This is a genomic window from Enterococcus sp. DIV1314a, from assembly GCF_051713805.1.
Lineage (GTDB): Bacteria > Bacillota > Bacilli > Lactobacillales > Enterococcaceae > Enterococcus_I > Enterococcus_I aquimarinus.
In genome coordinates, this window is record NZ_JBIOQP010000001.1 from 1995635 (window position 1) to 2019662 (window position 24028).

General features: G+C 39.6%; 21 protein-coding genes. 17 read left to right on the forward strand and 4 right to left on the reverse strand.

Annotated features, from left to right (window positions below; all coding sequences use genetic code 11):
* Positions 1-33 precede the first annotated feature (33 nt).
* The 10 genes from typA to IGI68_RS09530 all read left to right on the forward strand — a co-directional run bounded on the left by typA (position 34) and on the right by IGI68_RS09530 (position 11355).
* Positions 34-1863 (forward strand): translational GTPase TypA, encoded by a 1830-nt coding sequence (gene typA, locus IGI68_RS09485; protein ID WP_071873703.1) that lies wholly within the window; start codon positions 34-36, stop codon positions 1861-1863.
* Between the two features lie 458 nt (positions 1864-2321).
* A complete protein-coding gene (locus IGI68_RS09490; RefSeq protein ID WP_071873704.1) occupies positions 2322-2621 on the forward strand; it encodes a DUF1507 family protein in 300 nt (99 codons plus the stop codon).
* 2 nt (positions 2622-2623) lie between these two features.
* The gene (locus IGI68_RS09495; RefSeq protein ID WP_438732447.1) at positions 2624-3784 is read left to right on the forward strand and encodes an FtsW/RodA/SpoVE family cell cycle protein; all 1161 of its coding nucleotides are present in this window, start codon (positions 2624-2626) and stop codon (positions 3782-3784) included.
* A gap of 21 nt (positions 3785-3805) precedes the next feature.
* A complete protein-coding gene (locus IGI68_RS09500) occupies positions 3806-7237 on the forward strand; it encodes a pyruvate carboxylase (protein WP_438732449.1) in 3432 nt (1143 codons plus the stop codon).
* 33 nt (positions 7238-7270) lie between these two features.
* Entirely contained in the window at positions 7271-8395 is a 1125-nt protein-coding gene (locus IGI68_RS09505) for a CAP-associated domain-containing protein (RefSeq protein ID WP_071873707.1), read from the forward strand.
* A complete protein-coding gene (locus IGI68_RS09510) occupies positions 8392-8817 on the forward strand; it encodes a YlbF family regulator (RefSeq protein WP_438732452.1) in 426 nt (141 codons plus the stop codon). The genes IGI68_RS09505 and IGI68_RS09510 overlap by 4 nt, the downstream gene beginning before the upstream one ends.
* The gene (locus tag IGI68_RS09515; RefSeq protein WP_071873709.1) at positions 8810-9145 is read left to right on the forward strand and encodes a YlbG family protein; all 336 of its coding nucleotides are present in this window, start codon (positions 8810-8812) and stop codon (positions 9143-9145) included. The genes IGI68_RS09510 and IGI68_RS09515 overlap by 8 nt, the downstream gene beginning before the upstream one ends.
* A 119-nt stretch (positions 9146-9264) precedes the next feature.
* Positions 9265-9819 carry a 16S rRNA (guanine(966)-N(2))-methyltransferase RsmD gene (rsmD, locus tag IGI68_RS09520; protein WP_438732454.1) on the forward strand — a complete coding sequence of 185 codons (555 nt, stop codon included), beginning with the start codon at positions 9265-9267 and terminating at the stop codon, positions 9817-9819.
* Between the two features lie 2 nt (positions 9820-9821).
* Positions 9822-10316 (forward strand): pantetheine-phosphate adenylyltransferase, encoded by a 495-nt coding sequence (gene coaD / locus IGI68_RS09525; RefSeq protein ID WP_071873711.1) that lies wholly within the window; start codon positions 9822-9824, stop codon positions 10314-10316.
* Positions 10309-11355, forward strand: coding sequence for a SepM family pheromone-processing serine protease (locus tag IGI68_RS09530; RefSeq protein WP_438732456.1), 1047 nt, complete (start codon positions 10309-10311; stop codon positions 11353-11355). The genes coaD and IGI68_RS09530 overlap by 8 nt, the downstream gene beginning before the upstream one ends.
* A 156-nt stretch (positions 11356-11511) precedes the next feature.
* Here the strand turns inward: IGI68_RS09530 and IGI68_RS09535 are convergent, their stop codons facing one another.
* The 3 genes from IGI68_RS09535 to IGI68_RS09545 are packed head-to-tail and all read right to left on the reverse strand — an operon-like array spanning position 11512 to position 15511.
* On the reverse strand, positions 11512-12516 hold the full coding sequence (locus IGI68_RS09535) for an aldose epimerase family protein (protein ID WP_438732458.1): 1005 nt from the start codon (positions 12514-12516) through the stop codon (positions 11512-11514).
* Positions 12513-13175: a beta-phosphoglucomutase gene (gene pgmB, locus IGI68_RS09540; protein ID WP_438732460.1), complete on the reverse strand. Its 663-nt coding sequence runs from the start codon at positions 13173-13175 to the stop codon at positions 12513-12515. The genes IGI68_RS09535 and pgmB overlap by 4 nt, the downstream gene beginning before the upstream one ends.
* Before the next feature lie 56 nt (positions 13176-13231).
* Complete coding sequence (locus tag IGI68_RS09545) at positions 13232-15511, reverse strand: glycoside hydrolase family 65 protein (RefSeq protein ID WP_438732462.1); 2280 nt, start codon at positions 15509-15511, stop codon at positions 13232-13234.
* A gap of 191 nt (positions 15512-15702) precedes the next feature.
* Here IGI68_RS09545 and IGI68_RS09550 point away from each other — a divergent pair, with 191 nt between their 5' ends.
* Positions 15703-17874, forward strand: coding sequence for a PTS transporter subunit IIBC (locus IGI68_RS09550; protein ID WP_438732464.1), 2172 nt, complete (start codon positions 15703-15705; stop codon positions 17872-17874).
* Between the two features lie 107 nt (positions 17875-17981).
* Entirely contained in the window at positions 17982-18806 is an 825-nt protein-coding gene (locus IGI68_RS09555; protein ID WP_438732466.1) for an endonuclease/exonuclease/phosphatase family protein, read from the forward strand.
* A 99-nt stretch (positions 18807-18905) separates the two neighbouring features.
* Here IGI68_RS09555 and IGI68_RS09560 read toward each other — a convergent pair whose 3' ends face one another.
* Complete coding sequence (locus IGI68_RS09560) at positions 18906-19307, reverse strand: VOC family protein (RefSeq protein WP_438732468.1); 402 nt, start codon at positions 19305-19307, stop codon at positions 18906-18908.
* 271 nt (positions 19308-19578) lie between these two features.
* On the opposite strand from IGI68_RS09560, the gene IGI68_RS09565 reads away from it, so the two are divergent.
* The 5 genes from IGI68_RS09565 to IGI68_RS09585 all read left to right on the forward strand — a co-directional run bounded on the left by IGI68_RS09565 (position 19579) and on the right by IGI68_RS09585 (position 23912).
* The gene (locus IGI68_RS09565; protein ID WP_438732470.1) at positions 19579-19953 is read left to right on the forward strand and encodes a hypothetical protein; all 375 of its coding nucleotides are present in this window, start codon (positions 19579-19581) and stop codon (positions 19951-19953) included.
* Between the two features lie 202 nt (positions 19954-20155).
* Complete coding sequence (locus IGI68_RS09570; RefSeq protein WP_071873720.1) at positions 20156-20539, forward strand: DUF1149 family protein; 384 nt, start codon at positions 20156-20158, stop codon at positions 20537-20539.
* 3 nt (positions 20540-20542) lie between these two features.
* Complete coding sequence (locus tag IGI68_RS09575) at positions 20543-20923, forward strand: VOC family protein (protein WP_438732472.1); 381 nt, start codon at positions 20543-20545, stop codon at positions 20921-20923.
* A gap of 66 nt (positions 20924-20989) precedes the next feature.
* Positions 20990-21724, forward strand: a complete 735-nt coding sequence (locus IGI68_RS09580; protein WP_071873722.1) for a metallophosphoesterase family protein — start codon at positions 20990-20992, stop codon at positions 21722-21724.
* 16 nt (positions 21725-21740) lie between these two features.
* Positions 21741-23912, forward strand: coding sequence for a Tex family protein (locus tag IGI68_RS09585; RefSeq protein WP_438732474.1), 2172 nt, complete (start codon positions 21741-21743; stop codon positions 23910-23912).
* The last annotated feature ends 116 nt before the right edge of the window (positions 23913-24028 follow it).

A 24028-nucleotide genomic window follows, 5' to 3' on the forward strand; every position in this document is an offset into this window, starting at 1 on the left:
TGTAATGCCAAAAGAAAAAAGGAGCAAACTTAATTGAAATACAGAAATAACCTTCGCAACGTTGCGATTATTGCCCACGTAGACCATGGAAAAACAACACTCGTGGATGAATTGTTAAATCAATCAGATTTAGCAAATAAACGCGGGGAAGCGAAATCAATGGATTCAAACGCGCTTGAACAAGAGCGTGGAATTACCATTTTAGCGAAAAACACCGCCGTGGACTATAAAGATGCTCGTATTAATATCTTAGATACCCCTGGACATGCCGATTTTGGTGGAGAAGTTGAACGAATCATGAAAATGGTTGACGGTGTTATTTTAGTCGTCGATTCTTATGAAGGTACAATGCCACAAACCCGTTTCGTATTAAAAAAAGCATTGGAACAAGGAGTTACGCCAATCGTCGTTATCAATAAGATTGATAAACCGTCTGCGCGTCCGGCTCATGTTGTCGATGAAGTATTAGAATTATTTATCGAACTAGGTGCTGAAGACGATCAATTAGATTTCCCAGTGATTTATGCGTCTGCTTTAAACGGTACATCTAGTTTATCTGATAACCCAGAAGACCAAGAAAAAACAATGAGCCATGTGTTTGATACTATTTTAGAACATATCCCAGCGCCTATTGATAATAGCGATGAGCCATTACAATTCCAAGTATCATTACTTGATTATAATGACTACGTTGGTCGTATCGGAATTGGCCGCGTTTTCCGTGGAACTATTCGTGTCGGCGATCAAGTGTCATTAATTAAACTTGACGGAACTGTGAAAAACTTCCGCGTCACAAAATTACTTGGTTTCTTAGGATTCGACCGTGTCGAAATTCAAGAAGCGAGTGCAGGGGATTTAATTGCCGTTTCAGGAATGGAAGATATCTTCGTTGGGGAAACCGTTACACCGGCTGACCATCAGGAAGCACTTCCAATCTTACATATTGACGAACCAACACTACAAATGACATTCCTTATTAATAACTCACCATTTGCTGGTCGTGAAGGAAAATTCGTAACGTCTCGTAAAATTGAAGATCGTTTAATGGCAGAATTGCAAACAGACGTTTCTCTACGCATTGAACCAATCGGTCCGGATTCTTGGATTGTTTCTGGTCGTGGTGAACTTCACTTATCTATTTTAATTGAAAACATGCGTCGTGAAGGTTATGAATTACAAGTTTCTCGTCCAGAAGTGATTCAACGTGAAATTGATGGCGTGAAATGTGAACCATTTGAACGTGTTCAAATCGATACGCCAGAAGAATACTTAGGTTCGGTTATTGAATCTTTAGGAAATCGTAAAGCAGAAATGCAAGATATGATTAATACAGGAAACGGTCAAGTACGGATTATTTTCTTAGCGCCAGCTCGTGGCTTAATCGGTTATACGACAGAGTTCTTATCATTGACACGTGGTTATGGTATTTTCCACCACACGTTCGATCAATATTTACCGATGATCCAACAACAATTAGGCGGACGTCGTCAAGGAGCTTTAGTATCGATTGACACTGGTAAAGCGACAACATATTCTATTATGAGTATTGAAGAACGTGGAACCATTTTTGTGGAGCCAACAACAGAAGTGTACGAAGGCATGATCGTTGGGGAACACTCTCGTGAGAATGACTTAACTGTTAACATTACAAAAGCGAAACAAATGTCGAACGTTCGTTCAGCAAATAAAGACCAAACATCAGTTATCAAAAAACCACGTCGTTTAACGTTAGAAGAATCATTAGAGTTCTTAAACGAAGATGAGTACTGTGAAGTAACACCACAAAACATCCGTTTACGTAAACAAATCTTAAACAAAGCGGAACGTGAAAAAGCAACGAAGAAAAAGAAAAAATCAGAATAAACTAGTTGATGCTTTAATAAATAAAAAAGGAGAGAACCTCACAAGGGTTTTCTCCTTTTTTATAGGCCTTTTTTGGTGATGATTGAAAGCGAATGTGTCATTATTTACTTAGTAGATAAGTTGTCTTCAATCATCACGAAAGAATGAAACAAAAACAAGCGACGCGTGCTTGCATTGTTCGGCTTTAGCCTGGGCGAAACATCACGGTTTTTTGAGGGAAATCGATAGCGAAAAACAAGCATTCAACTTTTTTTGTGGGTAACTTCTTTTAGAATTAAGTGAAAGGTTGATAGACAAGCTTTTCGAAAAACGGGATTTAGTAATTACGCAAAAATTTGTTTCATATTTTATCTTTGTTTCACGAATGATAAAAATCATTTTTCTTGAAAAGTTCCAAGGAATAAACAAAAAGTTTGTGCTATAATAATGAAACGAATAGATAAAAGGAGGGTATTGAAATGACATCATCTTCCGAAAATAAGGCGAGGTCGATCCTCGAGGAAGAAGCAAATCGGATTCGTCTTTTGATTAAAAATCAAAAAAATACGCTTTGTATCGCTCACTGTAAAGCCTTTGAAGAGGTTGTTGATACGCAAATGTATGGTTTGTCGCGTCAGATTGCCTTTGCAATCTCTCTAGAAGCCATTACAAATACCGAAGGTCAACAATTATTGAGTGATTTAGAACGTGATTTGGACAGGATGTATCACGAAGTCTTTTCCGAAAGAAAAGAAAAAGAAATAGGTAAGGAGGTTTAGCCTTGCCAGGGAAACTAAAAAAGCATCATTTATTAGATTTAGGAATCTTAATTCCTTACTTGATTCTTAGTGTCATCGGGCTGATGATGGTCTATAGTACGACGACCTATGTCCAACTTGTAATAGGTGAAAACACGGCGAAGAGTGCCATTTCGCAGTTAGCCTTTTGGATTGTCAGTTTAATTGTCATTACGATTATTTATAAAATGAAATTAAATTTCATTAAGCAAAAAAGTTTAGTCATAACGGCGATGGTTATCATTACCGTGCTGTTAATCCTTGCTTTTTTCTTTAATAAGGTGAATGGTAGCTGGGGATGGATTCCCATTCCCGGAGTTGGTACGATTCAACCAGCCGAGTTTTTAAAAGTCATTGTTGTTTGGTTTTTAGCTGTTATTTTGTCTAATAATCAAAACAATGTGCACGAGGGACAATTGTTTCATACGATTAAAGGTTCTCTTGCTGCTATCGTGTTTCAAATTATTCTATTAGGAATCTACCCCGATTATGGGAATGCAGCGATTATCGTTTTGTTGGTGATGGTCGTTCTTTTAACAAGTGGTGTCAATTTCCGCTTAACTATCCTAACAGGTGCACTATCCGTGGTAGGTAGTGTGGTTGTAGTTTGGTTTGTCAATGGTATTGGGAAAGCGTTAGTCCCAGGTCACGTTGCAGATCGCTTTGCGGCCTTCCGTAATCCTTTTGAGTATGAGTATGATTTAGGTCATCAGCTTATTCAAGGATACTACGCAATGTTCAATGGCGGGTTATTCGGACGTGGCTTAGGAAACAGTATTCAAAAAAATGGCTTTTTAAAGTTTGCTCATACCGATTTTGCTTTTGCAATTGTCGTGGAAGAGTTAGGTTTAATTGCCGCCATCGCTATTTTAGGTCTGCTTTTTTATTTAATTGCCCGTATTTTGTTGATTGGCATACGAGCAAATGACCCGTTTAATAGCATGATGTGTTTGGGTATTGGCGTATTATTTTTAGTTTCAGTCTTCGTTAATTTAGGAGGCATTACTGGAATCATTCCATTGACGGGGATTACGTTCCCATTTATTAGTCAGGGTGGATCAAGCTTATTGATGTTTTCGATTTGTATCGGCTTTGTATTAAATATCAGCGCGGATGAAAGAAGAAAACAATATCAATTGATTTAAAGATAAAAGAGGAGTGGTTAGATGAAAAAAGTATTAGTCGCAAACCGAGGAGAAATTGCAACACGAGTCTTTCGAGCGTGTTCAGAGTTAAATATTAAAACAGTAGCGGTGTACGCACAAGAAGATGAATATTCTGTGCATCGTTTTAAAGCAGATGAGGCGTATGTTGTTGGTAAAGGAAAACGCCCGATTGATGCTTATTTAGATATTGAAGATATTATTCGAATTGCCAAAGAATCAGGGGCAGAAGCGATTCACCCGGGTTACGGTTTTCTATCAGAAAATTTAGAATTTGCTAAACGTTGTGAAGAAGAAGGCATTATCTTCATCGGTCCAACACCGTATCATTTAGATATTTTCGGCGACAAAATCAAAGCGAAAGAAGCGGCAATTGCAGCGGGCATCCAATCGATTCCGGGTTCCGAAGATCCAATCGAAACAGTTGATGATATTTTAGCATTTGCGAATCAATCAGGTTATCCGATTATGATTAAAGCGGCTCTTGGTGGTGGCGGACGTGGAATGCGTGTGGCCCACAATGAAGAAGAAGCAAGAGAAGGTTACGAACGCGCGAAAAGTGAAGCAAAAGCCGCTTTTGGTAGCGATGAAGTCTATGTTGAAAAATATATTGCGCAACCAAAACATATTGAAGTTCAAATTTTAGGAGATGCTCATGGTAATGTGATTCATTTGTTTGAACGTGATTGTTCTGTTCAACGTCGTCACCAAAAAGTCGTGGAAGTTGCCCCTTGTATTTCAATGGACGATGACCAACGTGCAGAAATTTGTAACGCGGCAGTTCAATTAATGCGTCATGTTGGTTACGTGAATGCTGGAACGGTAGAATTCTTAGTTGAAGGCGATCAATTTTACTTTATTGAAGTAAATCCTCGTGTTCAAGTAGAGCATACCATCACAGAAATGATTACGGATATCGATATTGTGACAAGCCAAATTTTAATTGCGCAAGGCAAAGACTTACATAAAGAAATCGGGATTCCAACACAAGATAAATTAACGTTTGAAGGTTCAGCAATTCAATGCCGGATCACAACGGAAGACCCCTTAAATCAATTTATGCCAGACACTGGAAAAATTGATACATACCGTTCACCAGGTGGTTTTGGCGTTCGATTAGACGTCGGAAATGCTTACGCAGGTGCAGTCGTTACTCCTTACTTTGATTCCCTCTTAGTAAAAGTATGTACGCACGGCGCAACCTTTGAACAAGCCATTGGTAAAATGGAACGTTGCTTAAAAGAATTCCGAATTCGTGGTGTTGAAACGAATATTCCGTTTATGCGTAACGTGGTGAAACATCCGACATTCCGTTCAGGAAATGCAGCAACGACCTTTATTGATACGACTCCTGAGTTATTTGAGTTCCCCCGGACGAGAGACCGCGGAAACAAAACGATGAAATATATTGCTGAGATTACGGTAAATGGCTTCCCGGGTATCGAAAAACAACGCAAGAAACATTTTGATTTACCTCGTGTACCAAAAGTGTTAGAGACGTTACCGACTTCTATCGTGACGGCTAAAAATATTTTAGATACAAAAGGTGCGGATGCAGTAACGGAGTGGATTAAAGAACAAAAAAATGTCTTATTGACGGATACGACATTCCGGGACGCGCATCAAAGTATTTTAGCAACTCGTGTCCGGACAACGGACTTTGCGAAAATTGCGACTCAAACAGAACAAGCGATTCCACAACTTTTCTCAAGCGAAATGTGGGGCGGCGCAACATTTGATGTCTCTTATCGCTTCCTAACAGAAGATCCATGGGAAAGATTACGACTACTACGTAAAAAAATGCCAAATACGTTACTACAAATGTTATTCCGTGGTTCAAATGCGGTTGGTTATTCTAATTATCCAGATAACGTGATTGTGGAATTTATTAATGAAGCAGCAAGTCAAGGAATTGACGTTTTCCGTATTTTCGATAGCTTAAACTGGATTCCTCAAATGGAAAAAAGTATTCAAGCGGTTCGTGATGCCGGTAAGATTGCAGAAGCGGCGATTTGTTATACTGGTGATATTAATGATCCAAGTCGTGCGAAATATAATGTGCAATATTACATCGATATGGCAAAAGAATTACAAGCACTAGGAGCTCACACGATTGCGATTAAAGATATGGCGGGATTATTAATGCCTCAAGCATCTTATCGTTTAATCAGCGAATTGAAGTCTGCGATTGATATTCCAATTCATTTACATACACACGATACAAGTGGTAATGGGATTATTACGTATTCAGCAGCTGTAACAGCTGGTGTCGATATCGTCGACGTGGCGATGAGTGCGATGAGTAGTAACACGAGTCAACCAAGCTTAAGTAGTTTGTATTTTGCACTCGTTAATGGAAATCGTGTTCCAGATGTTGACATTAAAAAAGTTCAAAAATTGAATCATTATTGGGAAGATGTTCGTCAATACTACGCACCTTTTGAAAATGGCTTAAATGCGCCACAAACAGAAGTGTACTTACATGAAATGCCAGGTGGTCAATACTCGAACTTGCAACAACAAGCCAAAGCAGTTGGTTTAGGCGAGCGTTGGGATGAGATTAAAAATATGTACCGCGAAGTGAATATGATGTTTGGTGATATTGTGAAGGTAACGCCTTCTTCTAAAGTTGTCGGCGATATGGCACTCTTTATGGTACAAAATGATATTACTGAAGAAGATATTTATGCGCGTGGACATGAAATGAGTTTCCCTGATTCCGTGATTAGCTTATTCCGTGGCGATTTAGGTCAACCAGTTGGTGGCTTCCCAGAGAAATTACAAAAAATTATTTTAAAAGATCGTGAAGCATATACTGTCCGTCCTGGGTCACTAGCAGCGCCAATCGACTTTGAAGAAGTGAAACAAGAACTAACCGATTTAATTGGCTATGAACCGAAGAAAGAAGAAGTGTTAAGTTACTTAATGTACCCTGAAGTCTTCTTAACGTACCGCAAAGCGTATGAAAGCTTTGCTGATGTCAAAGTACTCGATACACCAACATTCTTTTATGGCATGCGTTTAGGTGAGCGAATCGATGTTGAAATCGAAAAAGGAAAAGTATTAATTATTCGCTTAGATGAGATTGGTGAACCCGATATTGAAGGAAACCGAAACGTCTTCTTTAACTTAAATGGTCAACGTCGTGAAGTGTTAGTCAAAGATAGTTCAATTAAGAGTCAGGTTCAAGCGAAACGCAAAGCAGAACCGACGAATAAAGAACATATTGGAGCAACCATGTCAGGCTCTGTGCTAGAAGTCCTTGTAAGCAAAGGGGATAAAGTAAAACGTGGCGAAACGCTACTTGTGACGGAAGCGATGAAGATGGAGACTGCGATTGAAGCTCGTTTTGATGGCGTCGTTGAACGCATCCATGTGTCAGCTGGGGAACCAATTGCTTCAGGTGATTTATTAATGGAAGTAAAAGAAAAATAGTAAAAAATGAAAGAAGAGGAGGCGCGTAACTTGATGCGACGAGGACTATTGTTTTTCGGATTGTTCCTAATCAGTTTGGTGATTGTTTATATGGAACCTATTTGGTCTTATCAAATAAGTCCGAATGATGGACAAGAACTCCCGCTACAAAGTCCACCGCCTACCTCTTTAAATCTTGAATCAATCCCAACGCAAGGAATTGCGCAGTGGATTGGACAACCGATGAAAGCTTTTACCACTCTCTACGGAGAAGCGCAATCAGTAACCGATTCAGGATTTGGTTTTTTCAGTCATCAATTTCGAATGGATGCAGATGCCTTTATGGAAGTTACAACGATCGATCAACGAATCACCAGTATTAAAGTGCTGGGAGAAACCTCGATGGATATTGGCCCTTTTGAGTATCAGATGAGCTTAGAAGAGTTGACGACCTATACGGTTATTTCACCGATTGTAAGTGTTGAATATGGCGGAGAAACCTATAGTTTGGAATTGATGGAAGATGATATTAATTATCGTCCACTTGTCGCTTTTGATAATGGTAGTTATGCCATTTTATTTTTTGATCATCAAGACAAACGGAGTGGTCTTTATAGTTTGATGTATTTAGATACGGAAACATTGTTAAAGCTTGCGCCGTATGTGCTAACAGAGGGTCAACCACAATTTTTTGTGGCGGAAAAGGCGGCTGATTGGATTACTATTGATGATCAGAAAAGTGAAACGAGTCGTTACTTAATGCAACAACTCAGACGAAGTTATGATTTTCCTGCCTATTCAACTTCACTTGCTTTGCAACGAGAAACCCAAGCGCTCTTGACAGACTTTTTAATTAATCAGGAAGATTACCTTTCAACCGAACGTTTGCGTTCGTTTCAACGAATCCAGCGGCAAGAATTGAATCAAAATTGGGTACTCACGAATCAAGAGGTGCGAACGTTAGTCGAAGAACTGGATGAAGAGAAGACATTTGCTCATTTTGAAATGCCAGTTTATGATCCGATTTTTACGCTATTATCTTGGTATAGTAACCCTTACCTCGTATCCCGCCTTTTTTATGATGAGTCCGAAGCAATTGGTGTTGCCTTTTCGAAAGAAAATATGTTAGTCTTATTTCAAGAAATCAATCAACCGACAGAAAGTAGTGAGCAGCCTTGATATATAATGATCATTTTTTTGCGATAGAAGATCAAGTTCAACGAGTGGTTGAGCGACTGATTGAAAGTACTTCTTTTCAACAGTACATTCTTAATAAAATCGACATGTATCAAGATCAAGAAGTTGCAACCCTCCGTCAAGATTTCACTCTCAAAAAAGAAGCATTTGACAAAATCAGTGCTTACGGAAAACATGCGCCAGATTATCGGGAGCGCCAACGTGCGTTGAGAAAGACGAAACGAGCCTTAGATTTGCATCCGAAAGTTGCGGAGTTTCGCTTAAGTGAAACGCAACTGCAAGGGATTTTAGATGAAATTATTTTAAAAGTTGCTGCAACTTTTTCAGAGAAAGTGATTGTCAATACTGGGAATCCATTTTTTGAATCAAAATCAAGTTGTGGGGGAGGTTGTCATCATGGATGAGTTTGTGATACAAAAAAGAAGAGGGTTAATCGTTTGGGTCTATAGTTTACGACAATTAAAAAATTTACGTCGTTTTGGATTAATTCATTTTGTTTCTAGTAAAATGAAATATGTTGTACTGTATGTCAACGAGGAAGATGTCGAAGCGACACTTGAAAAAATCAATAAACTTCATTTTGTCCGGGAAGTAGATGTTTCTCATCGACCAGATATCGAAATGAATTTTGCGGATAAAATTGGCACGAAAGCTGCTTTTCAAGAGGAAGATGAACCTGATTTTGAAAGTGATGTACAAATACCTGAAATCCGCTTAGCCGAACATCTGTAAGTGAATAAAAGATAAATACCACTTTTTCCTCTTAGCAACAGCGGAGTAGATGCTCGAAATTTTGTCATCGCTACACTGTTTAAGAAGAAAAAGTGGTTTATTTCTGTAGGAGTGAAAATATGCGCGTAATATCTGGTAATTATCGTGGTCGAAAATTAAAAAGTCTGAATGGTGACAATACAAGACCCACGAGTGATAAAGTAAAAGAATCGATTTTTAATATGATTGGCCCGTATTTTGATGGTGGTATGGTGCTTGATCTTTTTTCAGGCAGTGGAAGTTTAGCAATTGAAGCTGTCTCAAGAGGGATGGACTATGCGATATGTGTGGACCGTCATTACCAAGCAATCAAAGTCATTCAAGAAAACATTGCGATTACGAAAGAACCAAATAAATTTGCTGCAGTTAAAGGCGATGCAAATAAGTTGCTGCATCGATTTGCAGCTGAGCAAAACGTCTTTGATCTTGTGTTTTTAGATCCGCCGTATGCTGACCAAGCAATCGTCGATCAACTCACTCAAATGCTGAAACTAGGACTCTTAACAAAAGATGCGCGAATCGTCTGTGAAACGGATAAAAAAATTGTCTTGCCCGAAACGATTGGGACGTTACAGCAAACCCGTCATCAAGTCTATGGTTTGTCTGCTGTGACCATTTATAGAAACGAGGAATGATTTTGAAAAAAATTGCGTTATTTCCAGGAAGTTTTGATCCCTTTACGATGGGACATTTAGAAACGATTCGTCGCGGGGCAAAGTTAGTCGATGAATTAATTGTCGGTGTCTTTATTAATAGTCAAAAGCAATCGTTTTTTACCACCGAAGAAAAGGTCCAACTGGTAACCGATGCAGTGGCAGCGATCCCCAATGTGACGGTTGTCTCGCAAGAAACAGAATTAACTGTGACAGCGGCGAAACGCTTAGGGGCACAATTTTTATTACGTGGGATTCGTAGTGTGAAAGATTACGAGTATGAAAGAGAAATTATGGAGATGAATCAACATTTAGATGAGGAAATTGAAACCATCTTTTTGCTTGCAACGTCACAGTACAGCCATATTAGCTCGAGTTTAATTAAAGAAGTGATGTTATTTGGAGGCGATGTTAAAGCCTATCTACCCGAAAACGTCTATCAAATGATGATGGAAAAGAAGCGTGAGATGAATGAATAAAAATAAACGATCGGTCAAGCCGATACTCTTAACGATCTTAGCAATAATTGTAGCTGCAAGCATTCTTGTGCCAATTCCGTATTATATCGAACGTCCAGGAGTTCCGACGCATTTGAATGAGTTAGTAACGATCAATGGCGAGCAAGATGAGGCTGAGGGATCGTACTCGTTGACCTCTGTGGCGATTTATCAGGCGACGGTCTTTCAGGCGCTTAAATCGAAGTTTGAGCCGTTTGCCGATTTATTAAGTGAAAAAGAATTATTTGGCGATGCAACAGGAGAAGAGTATAATCAAATGCAACAATATTATATGGAATCTTCCCAAAATAGTGCCATTGAACAAGCGTTAACCCTCGCAAATAAACCGTTTGAGTTTGAATTTAAAGGCGTTTATGTGATGAATGTTGATCCTAATTCGAATTTTTATCATCAAATTAGTATTGGCGATACGGTCACAAAAGTCGATGGGAAACAATTTGAAAGTTCGCCTGAGTTCATGGAATATGTCCAAAGTCAAAAAGTCGGGGATACGGTGACGATTACGTTTTTACATGATGGTGCAGAAAAAGAAGCGACGGGTGAATTAATGGAACTGCCAACCAATAAAAAAGCAGGTATAGGGATTACGTTAATCGATCATACGGCCATTTCTTCCGATGAATCAATTGAGTTTCATGTTGAAAATATCGGGGGACCGTCTGCTGGGATGATGTTTACTCTCCAAATTTATGACCAATTAACAGGCAATGATTTACGCCAAGGTCGTGATATTGCAGGGACAGGAACGATGAACTTAGATGGAACAATCGGTCGAATTGGTGGGATTGACAAGAAAATCGCCGGTGCGGTAGCCGCAGGAATTGATATCTTCTTTGCACCTGATGATGAAATCACGGCTGAGATGAAAGAAGAGTATCCAGGAATTTTATCGAATTATGAAGAAGCGAAACAAGTATTAGAAGAACTCGATACTGAAATGGTTCTTGTTCCGGTAAAAACAGTAAAAGATGCGATTGATTATTTAGAAAATAATGAATGATGCCATAAAGACAAGTGATGTCTCGATTTTTTGATGTAAATGTAAACGTAACAAACTGCTGCATAAGTGGCGAGATTACGTCAATACCACATGACAGAGAGAATCAAAACAAACCCCCAACAACGAGTGTTCATCGCGTTGTTGGGGGTTTGTTTGTTAATCGTGTTGCAACTCAATTTCATAAGTCGTTTGAAAGACTTTTTGTTCCCCTGGCAAAAGTTCGATTGCGCCGAAATGAGGATGGTTGATCACATCGGGAAGCTCTTGTGTTTCTAAAGCAATCCCTAATTGTGAACGCATGGTTTGTTGCTCGCTTAATGGGAGTGGTAAATCAAAACCCGTAGTCGAAAAGACGACGACTGCTTGGCGATTGGTATGAATCCTTAGTTGACGGCCACTCGTGGGATGGGTGAGAACGATGGCAGGTTGTATCTGCTTTAAGCAATACGCATCATCAAGCCCGTTTTCTAGTGTCGTGAGTACTTCGTCAAGGAAGGTTGGTTCTTGGAAATCATATCCAGTACCTTTGACGGGTAGCATTTTTCCCGTAGGAAGTTGTTCGCCGTCTAATTCCAGTCTTTCAGCAGCTTGAATTTGTAGCTGATGCTTCGTGATATCTTCTTTGGTATTTCCTGAAAGATTAAAATAAACATGATTTGTTGGATTGACAATCGTTTTCTTCTTTGTTGTACAAGTGGTTTTCATGATGACCGCTTTTGTTGTGAGCGTGTAAGTCGTTTTAACGGCAATTGGTCCTGGATAACCCGAATGCTCATCGTTTAAAGAAAAAGTGACTTCTGCATGTCCATCTGTTGTCGTAAACGCATATTCCCAAAACTGATTCGACCAACCTTGGCTGCCACCGTGGATATGATGCGATCCGTGATTTTTCTCCAGATGAACGTCTTGCCATCGTGCCTCTTTTATACGACCGGCAACAGGTCCGATAAACGCGCCAAATTGGGCCGGATCATTTAAGATATCTTGCGGCGTTGCTAAGCTTAAACAAATATTTTCTGATTTTCCATATTTGTCAGGCGTGAAAAACGCATAGAAGCGAGCGCCGAAATTAAGAAACGTCGCCGACAAACAGTCATTGCTTAACGTAATAAAATCGATTTTTGTTTGAGGGTCATGGTGAACCGAAACGATCGGACTCAACGGTTTTCCCACACGTCTTTAAGGTAATCAAACGTTAAGGCTTCGGTTGAAGGAACTAATGGAATATCGTCACCTAAATCTTCCGCGCGGCCCACACCAACGGGCGTTGCACCGCTCGCTTTAATCGCTTGAATGCCTGCAAGGGCGTCTTCGATTCCAAGACATTCTGTAATAGGAACATCAATAAGTCTGGCTGCTTCTAGGAAAATATCGGGAGCGGGTTTGCCGCTAGCCACAGCTGCGGGATCTGCAATGGCGTCAAAAAGCGAGGTCAGTCCCATTTTTTCTAAAAGCATTGGTCCATTTTTACTTGCAGAAGCAAGGGCAATCTTAATCTTATTTTCTTTTAATGTTTGGAGTAGTGATAAAATACCAGGATAAATATCTTTTTCGGAAAATCGTTCGATCAGTTCAACATAATGATCGTTTTTTTCTTTAGCAAGTTGGGCAAATTGTGCTGCAGGAATCTCTGCTTGTTGTTTTCCGTGTGCAAGAATTAAACGCAGTGAATCTTCACGGCTGACACCTTTTAACGATTCGTTGAACGCTCGATCAATCGAGATGCCAAGTCCATCGGCTAATTTCTTCCATGCATGGTAATGATATTCTGCGGTATCCGTAATAACACCATCTAAATCAAATAGTACACCTTTAAACATCGTAAACTTCCTTTCGAAAATCCCAAATAGCAACTCACGCTATTTGGGATTCATTTTTATTTTTTTAATGCGATTTGTACAGTATCGGTTAATTCGTGTTCTTCGCCATAAATGGTTAATGCTAAGGAATCACCCGATTTTAACGTAATAGTCACCCATTCTTTGTCGATGTTAATATGGAGTTGACGATTACGATAGTTGATGTGGAAGGCATATTTGTCCCAAGATTTTGGTAAAAATGGCGCGAAGCTTAGTTGCTCATCAAAAGTTTTCATTTGAGCGAAACCTTGAACAATCGCTAACCAACTACCAGTCATTGATGTGATATGAAGGCCATCTTCGGTATCGTTATTGTAGTTATCTAAGTCTAAACGAGCAGTTCGTTGGTACATTTCTACCGCTTTTTCTTCCATTCCTAATTCAGCTGCAAGAACGGCGTGAATTGAAGGGGATAGGGAAGATTCATGAACGGTCATTGGCTCATAGAAATCAAAGTTGCGTTGTTTTTCTTCCGTTGTAAACTGATCGCCAAAGAAATAAATTCCTTGTAAAACGTCGGCTTGCTTAATGAAGCATGAACGGAGAATGCGATCCCACGACCAATTTTGATTTAATGGCACGTCAGAGGCTGAAAGTGCTGTTGTCGGTAGTAATTCTTTGTCTAAGAACGTATCGTGTTGGACAAAAATCCCCAGTTCATTGTCGACAGGGAAGTACATTTTGGCGATAATATCTTCCCATTTCGTTAATTCAGCCGCTTCAAGCGTTACAGTTGCTTCAGATTGAAACGCGCGATAGTTTTCTAAGGTATATTTTAAGACCCAAGTTGCGATATAGTTCGTATACCAGTTATTGTTGATATTATTTTCGTATTCATTAGGACCAGTTACACCATGAATCATATAACGGTCATTGCGTTTGGAGTAATGAACACGGTCCGCCCAAAAGCGTGCAATTTCAACTAAGACTTCTAATCCTTCGTTTTTAATGTATGAAGTATCGCCTGTATAATTCGTATAGTTGTAAATCGCGTAAGCAATCGCGCCATTACGGTGGATTTCTTCAAAGGTGATTTCCCACTCATTATGACACTCAACACCTGTGAAGGTTACCATCGGATAGAGCGCACCGGCTAATCCTTGTTGACGGGCATTATGTTGTGCTTGTGGTAATTGGTTGTGACGGTATTTCAATAAGTTTTTCGTTACTTCAGAATCGGTTAATGCTAAGTAAAGTGGGACAGCGTAGGCTTCTGTATCCCAGTAGGTAGCACCGCCGTATTTTTCGCCGGTAAAGCCTTTTGGTCCGATATTCAAGCGCTCATCTTCTCCATAGTAAGTTGAGAACAATTGGAAGAGATTAAAGCGAATCCCTTGTTGCGCTTCATGATCGCCTTCAATGACGACATCTGCGAGTGCCCAACGTTGCGCCCAAGCTTGTTGATGTGCTTGTGTTAATTCAGCAATCGACTGTTGATTTGTTTCGTCCATTAAAGCTTGTGCTGTTGCTAGTTGCTCATTTGCGGCAACGTCACGACTTGTCACAAGAATCACTTTTTTATCAACGGCAATCGTGTCACCTTGTTTGACAGTGAATACGAGTGTTTCAGCTGTTGCTAATGATGATTTTTCGCTCGAACGAACGACGTCATTTGCTGTCTGGTTTTCCATTAAGCCAGTCACGGTAAATTGTTCAATCCCAAAATTATTTGGAATCGTCCGAGCAGTTACGAAGAGTGCAGTATCATTGTCAACGGCATCCGTTGTTTCCCAGAAGCGATCATCATAGTTACTATCTTCATTTTGAACATTGTTATCCAGTCGAGAAACCACTTTGACCGTACCTTCTCCAGCTAGGACTTCTGCCTTAAATTGAATCACGGCTAATTCTTTTGTGGTGATACTTAAAAAGCGGGAGAAGCGACAGTTGATGGTCAATCCATCTACTGTTATCTTGAATTGACGTGAAAGAATCCCGTCTTGCATATTTAATTCTTGGTAGAAATCTTCAATTGGTTGCGTTGCTAAATCAATTTTCGTATCATTGACATAGATATCCATTGCAATAAAGTTCATGGCGTTGATTACTTTTCCAAAATATTCTGGATAACCATTTTTCCACCAACCAACACGCGTTTTGTCTGGATACCAAACTCCTGCAAGATAGGTTCCTTGATGGTGATCACCACTATAACTTTCTTCAAAGTTTCCGCGCATCCCCATATAACCATTTCCAATACTTGTGAGTGATTCTTGCAGTCTGAAGTCGTCCTTGTGTAATGTTGTCGTTGTTAATTTCCATGGATCAATATCAAATAATCGTTTCAAATGTTCCAATTGAAATTCCTCCTCAAAAAATTTTATCTATATTGCTATCATACACGCAACCGGTTGCGAAAACAATAGCTTTATGCAAAGAATTTTTGTCTTTTATTTAAAAGAATAAAAAAAATGATGTTTACATATCAGCATTTTACGTCTATAATCATTCAAGGAAATCGTTTGCGTAAAAACAGGAGGGAAAACGAATGAAGAAAATATTTAATTTTGAGTTTTGGCAAAAGTTCGGAAAGGCTTTAATGGTGGTAGTCGCTGTGATGCCAGCAGCGGGTTTGATGATTAGTATTGGAAAAACGATCCCGTTAATCAATCAGGATTTAGGTTTTTTAGTGACAACAGGAAGTGTTGTTGAAAGTATTGGTTGGGCAATTATTGGGAATTTGCACTTATTATTTGCATTAGCGATTGGTGGAAGTTGGGCGAAAGACAAAGCAGGTGGTGCATTTGCGGCGGGGATTTCGTTCGTACTGATTAATCGAATTACCGGCGCGTTATTTGGCGTGACGAGTGATATGTTAGCGAATGAAGAAGCTTATACACACACGTTGTTTGGAACAAAAATTATGGTTAAAGGCTTTTTTACAAGTGTTTTAGAAGCACCTGCTTTAAATATGGGTGTGTTTGTCGGAATTATTGCCGGTTTTGTTGGGGCGATGGCTTTTAACAAATACTATAATTATCGAAAATTACCTGAAGCACTCTCGTTTTTCAATGGAAAGCGCTTTGTTCCATTCGTCGTGATTTTATGGTCAGTTATCGTTTCTCTTGGTCTAGCCATTATTTGGCCAGTCATTCAATCAGGGATTAATAATTTTGGTTTGTGGATTGCACAATCACAAGATTCTGCTCCAATTTTGGCACCGTTCTTATATGGAACATTAGAACGATTGCTTTTACCATTTGGCTTACATCATATGTTGACGATTCCAATCAACTATACGCAACTCGGTGGCACGTATGAAATTTTATCTGGTGCACAAGCAGGAACAATTGTTTATGGGCAAGATCCTTTATGGTTAGCGTGGGCAACTGATTTAGTGAATTTAAATGATGGTTCGAATTTAGATCAATATGGTTATGTGTTATCAAATTGGACTCCGGCTCGTTTTAAAGTTGGACAAATGATCGGAGCTTCTGGTACTTTGATGGGACTCGCGTTTGCGATGTACCGTAGTGTTGATAGCGATAAACGCGCACAGTACAAATCCATGTATTTATCTGCCGCATTAGCAGTCTTTTTAACAGGAGTTACAGAGCCACTTGAGTTCATGTTCATGTTTGCAGCAGTCCCACTTTACGTTGTGTATTCCGTGATTCAAGGATTGTCGTTTGCGATGGCAGATTTGATTAACTTAAGAGTGCATTCTTTTGGTAATATCGAACTTCTGACAAGAACACCGATTATTATTAAAGCTGGAATTGCGGGCGATTTAATTAATTTTGTGATTGTGACGATTGTTTTTGGAGTCTTTACTTATTTCTTAACAATGTTTATGATTAAGAAATTTAATTTTGCGACACCTGGAAGAAATGGCAATTACGAGATTGAAGCATCAACCGATGAGCAACAAGTCGGAACTGAAACGGCTGGTAATCAACAAGTCTTTGATATTATTGGCTTATTAGGTGGCAAAGAAAATATTTCGGATGTCGATGCTTGTATGACACGTTTAAGAATTTCGGTTAAAGATAGTCAACAAGTCGCTTCAGAAAATGAATGGAAAAAAACCGGTGCGATGGGACTGATTGTGAAAGATAATGGCATTCAAGCGATTTACGGTCCGAAAGCAGATGTCTTAAAATCAGATATTCAAGACGTCTTAGATTCAGGCATGGCCATTCCTGAACGTCAACGTTCATCAGAAGACGTGGCGAAGGCGTCTGAAACAACGAATTTTATCGGTGAAAAACGTTCTTTTACTTCTGTTGTTGATGGAACGGTTATCGCGATTGAAGCAGTCAATGACCAGGTCTTCTCTCAAAAAATGATGGGTGAAGGGTTTGCAGTCGAACCAACAGGAACGATCGTGGTAGCACCGCTTTCTGGCACAGTGACAGCTGTTTTTCCAACGAAACATGCGATTGGTATGGTGACGGAAGATGGAATTGAAGTCTTGGTTCATATGGGACTTGATACTGTCGAAATGACTGACCAAGCGTTTGATGTCTTTGTAAAAGAAGGCGATTATATTGAACAAGGAACCAAAATTGCTGAAGCGGATTGGGAAAAAGTGCGAGCAGCTGGTAAAGGCACAACGGTGGTTGTCGTCTTTACAAATAGTGCAGCGATTGATCAGTTTAAACTTGAAAAAACCGGTGCAACAACAGTAAATACAACAGTGGGTACGATTACCATTTAATAGTCAAAGGGTTGAATTGCCAGCGAGCGTTTTGTCGCTGGCAATTCTTCTTGCCGTGACGAAAATCAAGGCGACGTAAACGATTATTATAGAGGAGGAGTAGCAACATGAAAGTGTTGACTTTAAATACACATAGCTGGCTAGAAGCAGCGCCGCTCGAAAAACTTGAACAAATCGCCCAATATCTCTTGAAAGAAGAAGTCGATATTATCGGATTGCAAGAGGTGAACCAATTAATAGAAAGTCCAGACGCTATGATCGATGACTATTATCAATGTGCTGAAAGTGAAATCAGTATGAAAGAAGATAACTTTGCATTTTTATTAGTTTCACGATTAAGAGAGCTCGGAGTGCATTATTATTGGAGTTGGGTTTGTAGCCATATTGGGTATGATCGGTATCATGAAGGAGAAGCAATCTTATCCAGATATCCAATCGATCCAAAAGGAATCTTAGTCTCAAACATTGCGGAGCTCACCAATTACCGTCGAAGAAAACAACTAGCAGTCAAAATTGCTTGCCCGCAAGGTTCAATTATGGTCTGCGTTTGTCATTATTCATGGTGGGAGGAAACAAAAGATTCAGGCTTTGCATTTGAATGGCAACAAACCTTAGAAAAACTCGAAACAAAAGACCTGCCAACTCTTTTTCTGGGGGATTTCAATAGTCCCGCCCATTTGGAAGAGGAAGGTTATGATTTAGTCACTAGCACTTACCAAGATGCGTATGTCACCGCAATCCATAAAAAGGGTTCTTTCACGGTCCAAGAAACGATTGACGGTTGGGAAGAAAATACTGAAAAATTAAGAATTGATTACATCTTTCACTCGCATGATTGGCACGTTTTGGAATACCGCGTGATTTTTGATGGTCATGAAACGCCAATTGTGAGTGATCATTATGGAGTATTAGTACAGCTAAATTTGATCTAACTTGAATTCAAATGATTAAAATACGTTCTATTCACCTAAATCAATTTTCTAGGCGAACAGAACGTATTTTTTTTGAATCGAAGACAATGAATGGTGACTTTAATCCATTTTCATCCATGATGGTTCTAAACAGTTTCCGTCTAAATCCTGTACTTCTAGTCCGTACATCATACTTTCAGGCATCCCCATTTCAACATGGTGAACGGTTTCACCGTGTTTTTCGGCGGTTGCCCCAAACGCTTTGACGGCTGATACACTGTCGAGGCTAAACGAAATTAAAGCAGCACTTACTTTTTGCGTATCCGCGATCTCTTTATTTTTCAAAAATTTCCGATAAAAATCATGAGTGAGAAGCATAATCCAGAAAGTGTCGTCCCACATCATCGCAGCGGCTTCGTCGTTAGAAAATTCCTTGTTTTGTTTAAAACCTAAGGCAGTGTAAAATTCAATTGAACGTGACAAGTCCGTAACGGGGGAATTAACAAAGACCATGGCTGTCATTTCGCTTCCTCTTTTCTACTATTATTCGTATTCTATCAATCCATTATTGTGTGAAATCGCTTTCTAGGTCAATCGACTCGTTTTAGAAAAAGAATGCGTATTTGTCTAAAAATGGCTATCTATTTGAATCTTCATTAAAGATATTCAATCCCTCTATAGCCAATCGTAGCGAGCGCGGTGAGTTTGGTTGTTTCTGGATTTTTAGCGAAATTTCTGATAATGTATGAATCAAACAGATGCGATGGGAAATTGGAAAGGGAGAGTCTTGCAAATGAAAAAGAAACTGGGCATCATACTGAATTGTTTACCGCTTGGTGTCATCTTTATTTTACTTGAATACGATCAAATTATTCGGTTGTCTTCACCGAGCCTGTTGTGGTATCCACTGATATTTGTTCCAACAATCACGGTGTTTTTGATGTGGAGTAAAAAGAATCGCGACATGTTCCGCGTGCTATTCCAGTGTTATGCCATCTCTGTGATTTTAGGGTTCCTATTATTTCTGATTATCGGATCGCCCCCGAATAGTTGGTTGAAACCACTCACGCCGATAGGACATTCTTTCTTGTATCCTAGTATCATTTTCGGGTGTCAAATGATTTTAGTCCTGTTTGTAAATCCATTTAAGAAGGAAAGTCCGAGTTAGGAATGGGTTCGGTTATAGAAAAAGACCGGAATGATTCGTAATGCTATTATCAATAGATAGTCGGCGAAAAAGTTTATGGCAATTGATTTGCAGCGAAAAAGTACACGCATAGAATAAAACACTCAAAATCCCCAAAGACCTGAAGTTTCCGTTTTCAAAGTGTTTTTTTATGGTATAATTTTCTTTGAGGAGTGTGAAAAAATTGGAAATTAAAAGACAGCAACCAATCGTAGAGGCGTATCATTTTGATATGCGCGATCCTAAAAAAGAAGCAAAAACAAAAATTAATGTGGGGTTTGCACCATTTCCTGCGCCGGATGAAAATTATCCAAAAGAAAATAGTATTTTAGCTGGACGTTTACAATTTGAAGTGGTTTTTCCAGACTTTATCGTCAGTGGTGCGATTGGTCAAATTAATCACTTTATTAATCGTCAAGTGGCAAAACAAGAAGATTTGACACAAGAAGAAGCAAATGAATTGGTGGCACCATTATTTGATATGCTACAACGTTTAACGTATGAAGTAACAGAAATCGTAACGGATCAACCGGGTATTAACTTAAATTTTAGTCAGGAAAAGGAATAATTTATGTTTTCAACGAATATTCAATTAATGGTTTATGTCGATGACGTCGCAAAAGCGCGTGATTTTTGGTTAGCTTTAGATTTTTGTTTGATTGAAGAGCAAGAAATGGATGGTACATTGGTCGTTGAGCTCGCAATAAGTGAGGGTGCGGCGGTTCATTTTGTGCTGTATGATCGTGAGTTTATTGAACGTCATTCACCAGAAGTCGCAACGAACGCACCGTCCTTGATGTTTTTCACGGAAGACATTTTTGCGTTATACAAAAAAATGCAAGCTAATCATGTTCAAGTCGGTGAACTCATTCAACTGACGGATAAATATGTATTTAATTTTGCAGATCTCGATGGAAATTACTTTGCAGTTACAGGCGAAATAGCAGAATAATTTGGAAGATTCATCTTATTCAAAGCGAATAGGATGGATTTTTCTTATGCATAAAGGAGGATTCTCATGAAATCACTTGTGTATGTAATTAGCGACATTCATGGACAACTCGATTTATTTCAACAACTTTTACGTGACTTTGATCCTATGTTGCATCAGTTGGTCTTAATAGGCGACTTAAATGACCGCGGACCTCGGAGTAAAGAATGCTTATTGTTAGGAATGGAACTGGTCCAAAAACAAGGGTGTATTTACTTGCGGGGCAATCATGAACAATATCTTTTACAGTTTTTGCAAGACCCAGAAGAAATTGCGGAGAGGTATTGGTTGAATGGTGGCAAAGAGACCGTCAATAGTTTGCTCCATCCTGGGGCAACACAAGAATATTCACCGACGGAAATTGCGCTAATGATTCGTTCGCGTTACAAGGAATTAATCCAATTTTTAACCGACTTGCCTTACTACTACGAGTGGGAAAAGTATGTGTTTGTTCATGCAGGAATTGATTTAACGAAGGCCGATTGGCATCAAACGAGTTTACGTGATTTCATTTGGATTCGGGAACCTTTTTTGAATGGAAAGAATCACACTGGGAAAGTCATTGTTTTTGGACACACGATTACCCCGAGTTTACATGGCGATGGCCAGACAACAGATCTATGGTTTTCGGATGATAAAATCGGAATAGATGGCGGAGCGATTTTTGGCGGTTCTGTTCATGGTGTGATTTTTAATCCAGAGCGTTTGATTCAAGATATTGAATATCAAAATATGAAAGGGCCGTGGAAACCGGACTTTTGAAAGAAAGAGTGATGTTATGACAGTCGAGACACAAAATCCAGTGATTCAATTACTGGCAAAAGAATTAACGCAGTATCGTCTGCCTCAGATTACGAAAGTACTAGAGTTATTGCATGATGGGAATACCGTGCCGTTTATTGCCCGTTACCGCAAAGAAATGACGAATGCGTTAGATGAGGTTCAAATTCGGGAAATTGAAGAACGTTATCATTATTTAGAAAATTTAGAAAAGCGTAAGGAAGAAGTTCTGCGTATCATCGACGAACAAGGGAAGTTAACGGAAGATTTGGCGAAACGTCTTCAAAAAGCACATAAGTTACAAGAAATTGAAGACTTGTATCGGCCGTACAAACAAAAACGACGGACGAAAGCAACGATTGCCAAGGAGCAAGGATTAGAACCACTGGCTGATTGGTTCATGACTTTTCCAAAAGGTGAGATCCAATCGGAGTTAGAAAAATATCTAACAGAAGATCTTTTAACGACGGAAGATGTTTTAGCCGGCGTGCATGAAATTTTAGCGGAACAAATCAGTGATTCAGCTGAATTTCGGACATGGATTCGAGAATACACGACTAAAAAAGGACAATATGTCAGTCAGGTCAAAGATGCTGAAAAAGATGAGAAAAAAGTCTACGAAATGTACTATGATTTTTCAGAACCCATTCCCAAAATGGTCTCTCATCGGATTCTAGCGACGAATCGCGGCGAAAAAGAGGGGATTTTAAAAGTTCAGTTAGTCGTCGATGAGACATTGATTGAACGCTATTTTCATCGTCAGTTGATTAAAGAGGCAGACTCGCTTGTGGCACCGTTAGTGGTTGCGGCGTATCAAGATGCGTATAAACGTTTTATCGCGCCTTCCGTTGAACGTGAAATCCGGAATGCGTTAACAGAAGAAGCCGATGAACAAGCGATTGCTATCTTTGGCGAAAACTTGCGCCATCTCTTGTTACAATCGCCCTTAAAAGGTAAAGTGGTGTTAGGATTTGATCCGGCGTATCGGACAGGGTGTAAGCTTGCCATTGTCGATGAGACAGGGAAATTATTGAATACCACGGTTATTTACCCGCATGCCTCTTCTGAAAAACGTCATAAAGAATCCCAGGAGATTTTTATGCAATTGTTAGAAAAATATCAAGTGGATATGGTCGCAATTGGCAATGGGACTGCTAGTCGAGAATCGGAACTGTTTGTCGCAGAACAATTAAAGAAAATGAAACGTGAGATTTTCTTTGTGATTGTCAATGAAGCAGGAGCGTCTGTTTATTCAGCAAGTGACGTGGCTCGTCAGGAATTTCCGCAACTACAAGTCGAAGAACGTAGTGCGATTAGCATCGGCCGCCGTCTGCAAGATCCGTTAGCAGAATTGGTCAAAATCGAACCAAAAGCGGTCGGCGTTGGTCAGTACCAACATGATGTCGCCCAAAAACGATTAAGCGAACAACTGGATTTTGTCGTGGAAACGGTCGTAAACCAAGTCGGTGTTGACGTCAATACTGCTAGTCCACAATTACTTGTTCACGTGGCGGGATTGAACAAAACGACGGCACAAAATATTTTTGCGTATCGTGAAGAAAATGGGGCGTTCATCCAGCGCAATCAACTGAAAAAAGTTCCACGTTTAGGTCCAAAAGCCTACGAGCAAGCGATTGGTTTTTTACGGATTCCTGGTGGGAAGAATATTTTAGATAACACGGGGATTCACCCGGAGAGTTATCAAGTGACGAAGGATATCCTAGCAAAAATTAATGTTGGGTTAAACGATCTTGGAAAAGAAGAAACGATTGCAAAGCTAAAATCATTGCATCCAGCGACACTGGCCAATGATTTGGGTGTTGGGGAAGAAACGATTAAAGATATTATCCATGCGCTATTGCAACCAGGTCGAGATATGCGTGATTCGATGCCCGCACCTTTACTGCGAACTGATGTCTTATCGATGGAAGATTTGCAAGTCGGGATGGAGTTAAAAGGAACGATTCGAAACGTGATTGATTTTGGGGCGTTTGTTGATATTGGGGTGAAACAAGATGGACTCGTCCACTTATCCAAACTCAGTCAACGCTTTGTCAAACACCCGAAAGATGTCGTGGCAGTGGGGGATATTGTGACGGTCTGGGTGGAAAAAGTTGAGCTTGCTAAAGGCCGGATTAGCTTAACGATGTTACCTCCTAAAAAAGTCTAAAGAAACCAATCTTTTCATTGGAATTTTAGTAATATCGTTGCTATTTCATCCGTTTTGTAAGATAATTATCATCGTTCTTAGAAATACAATAGATTATGATCTGCCCTGGAAAAGAG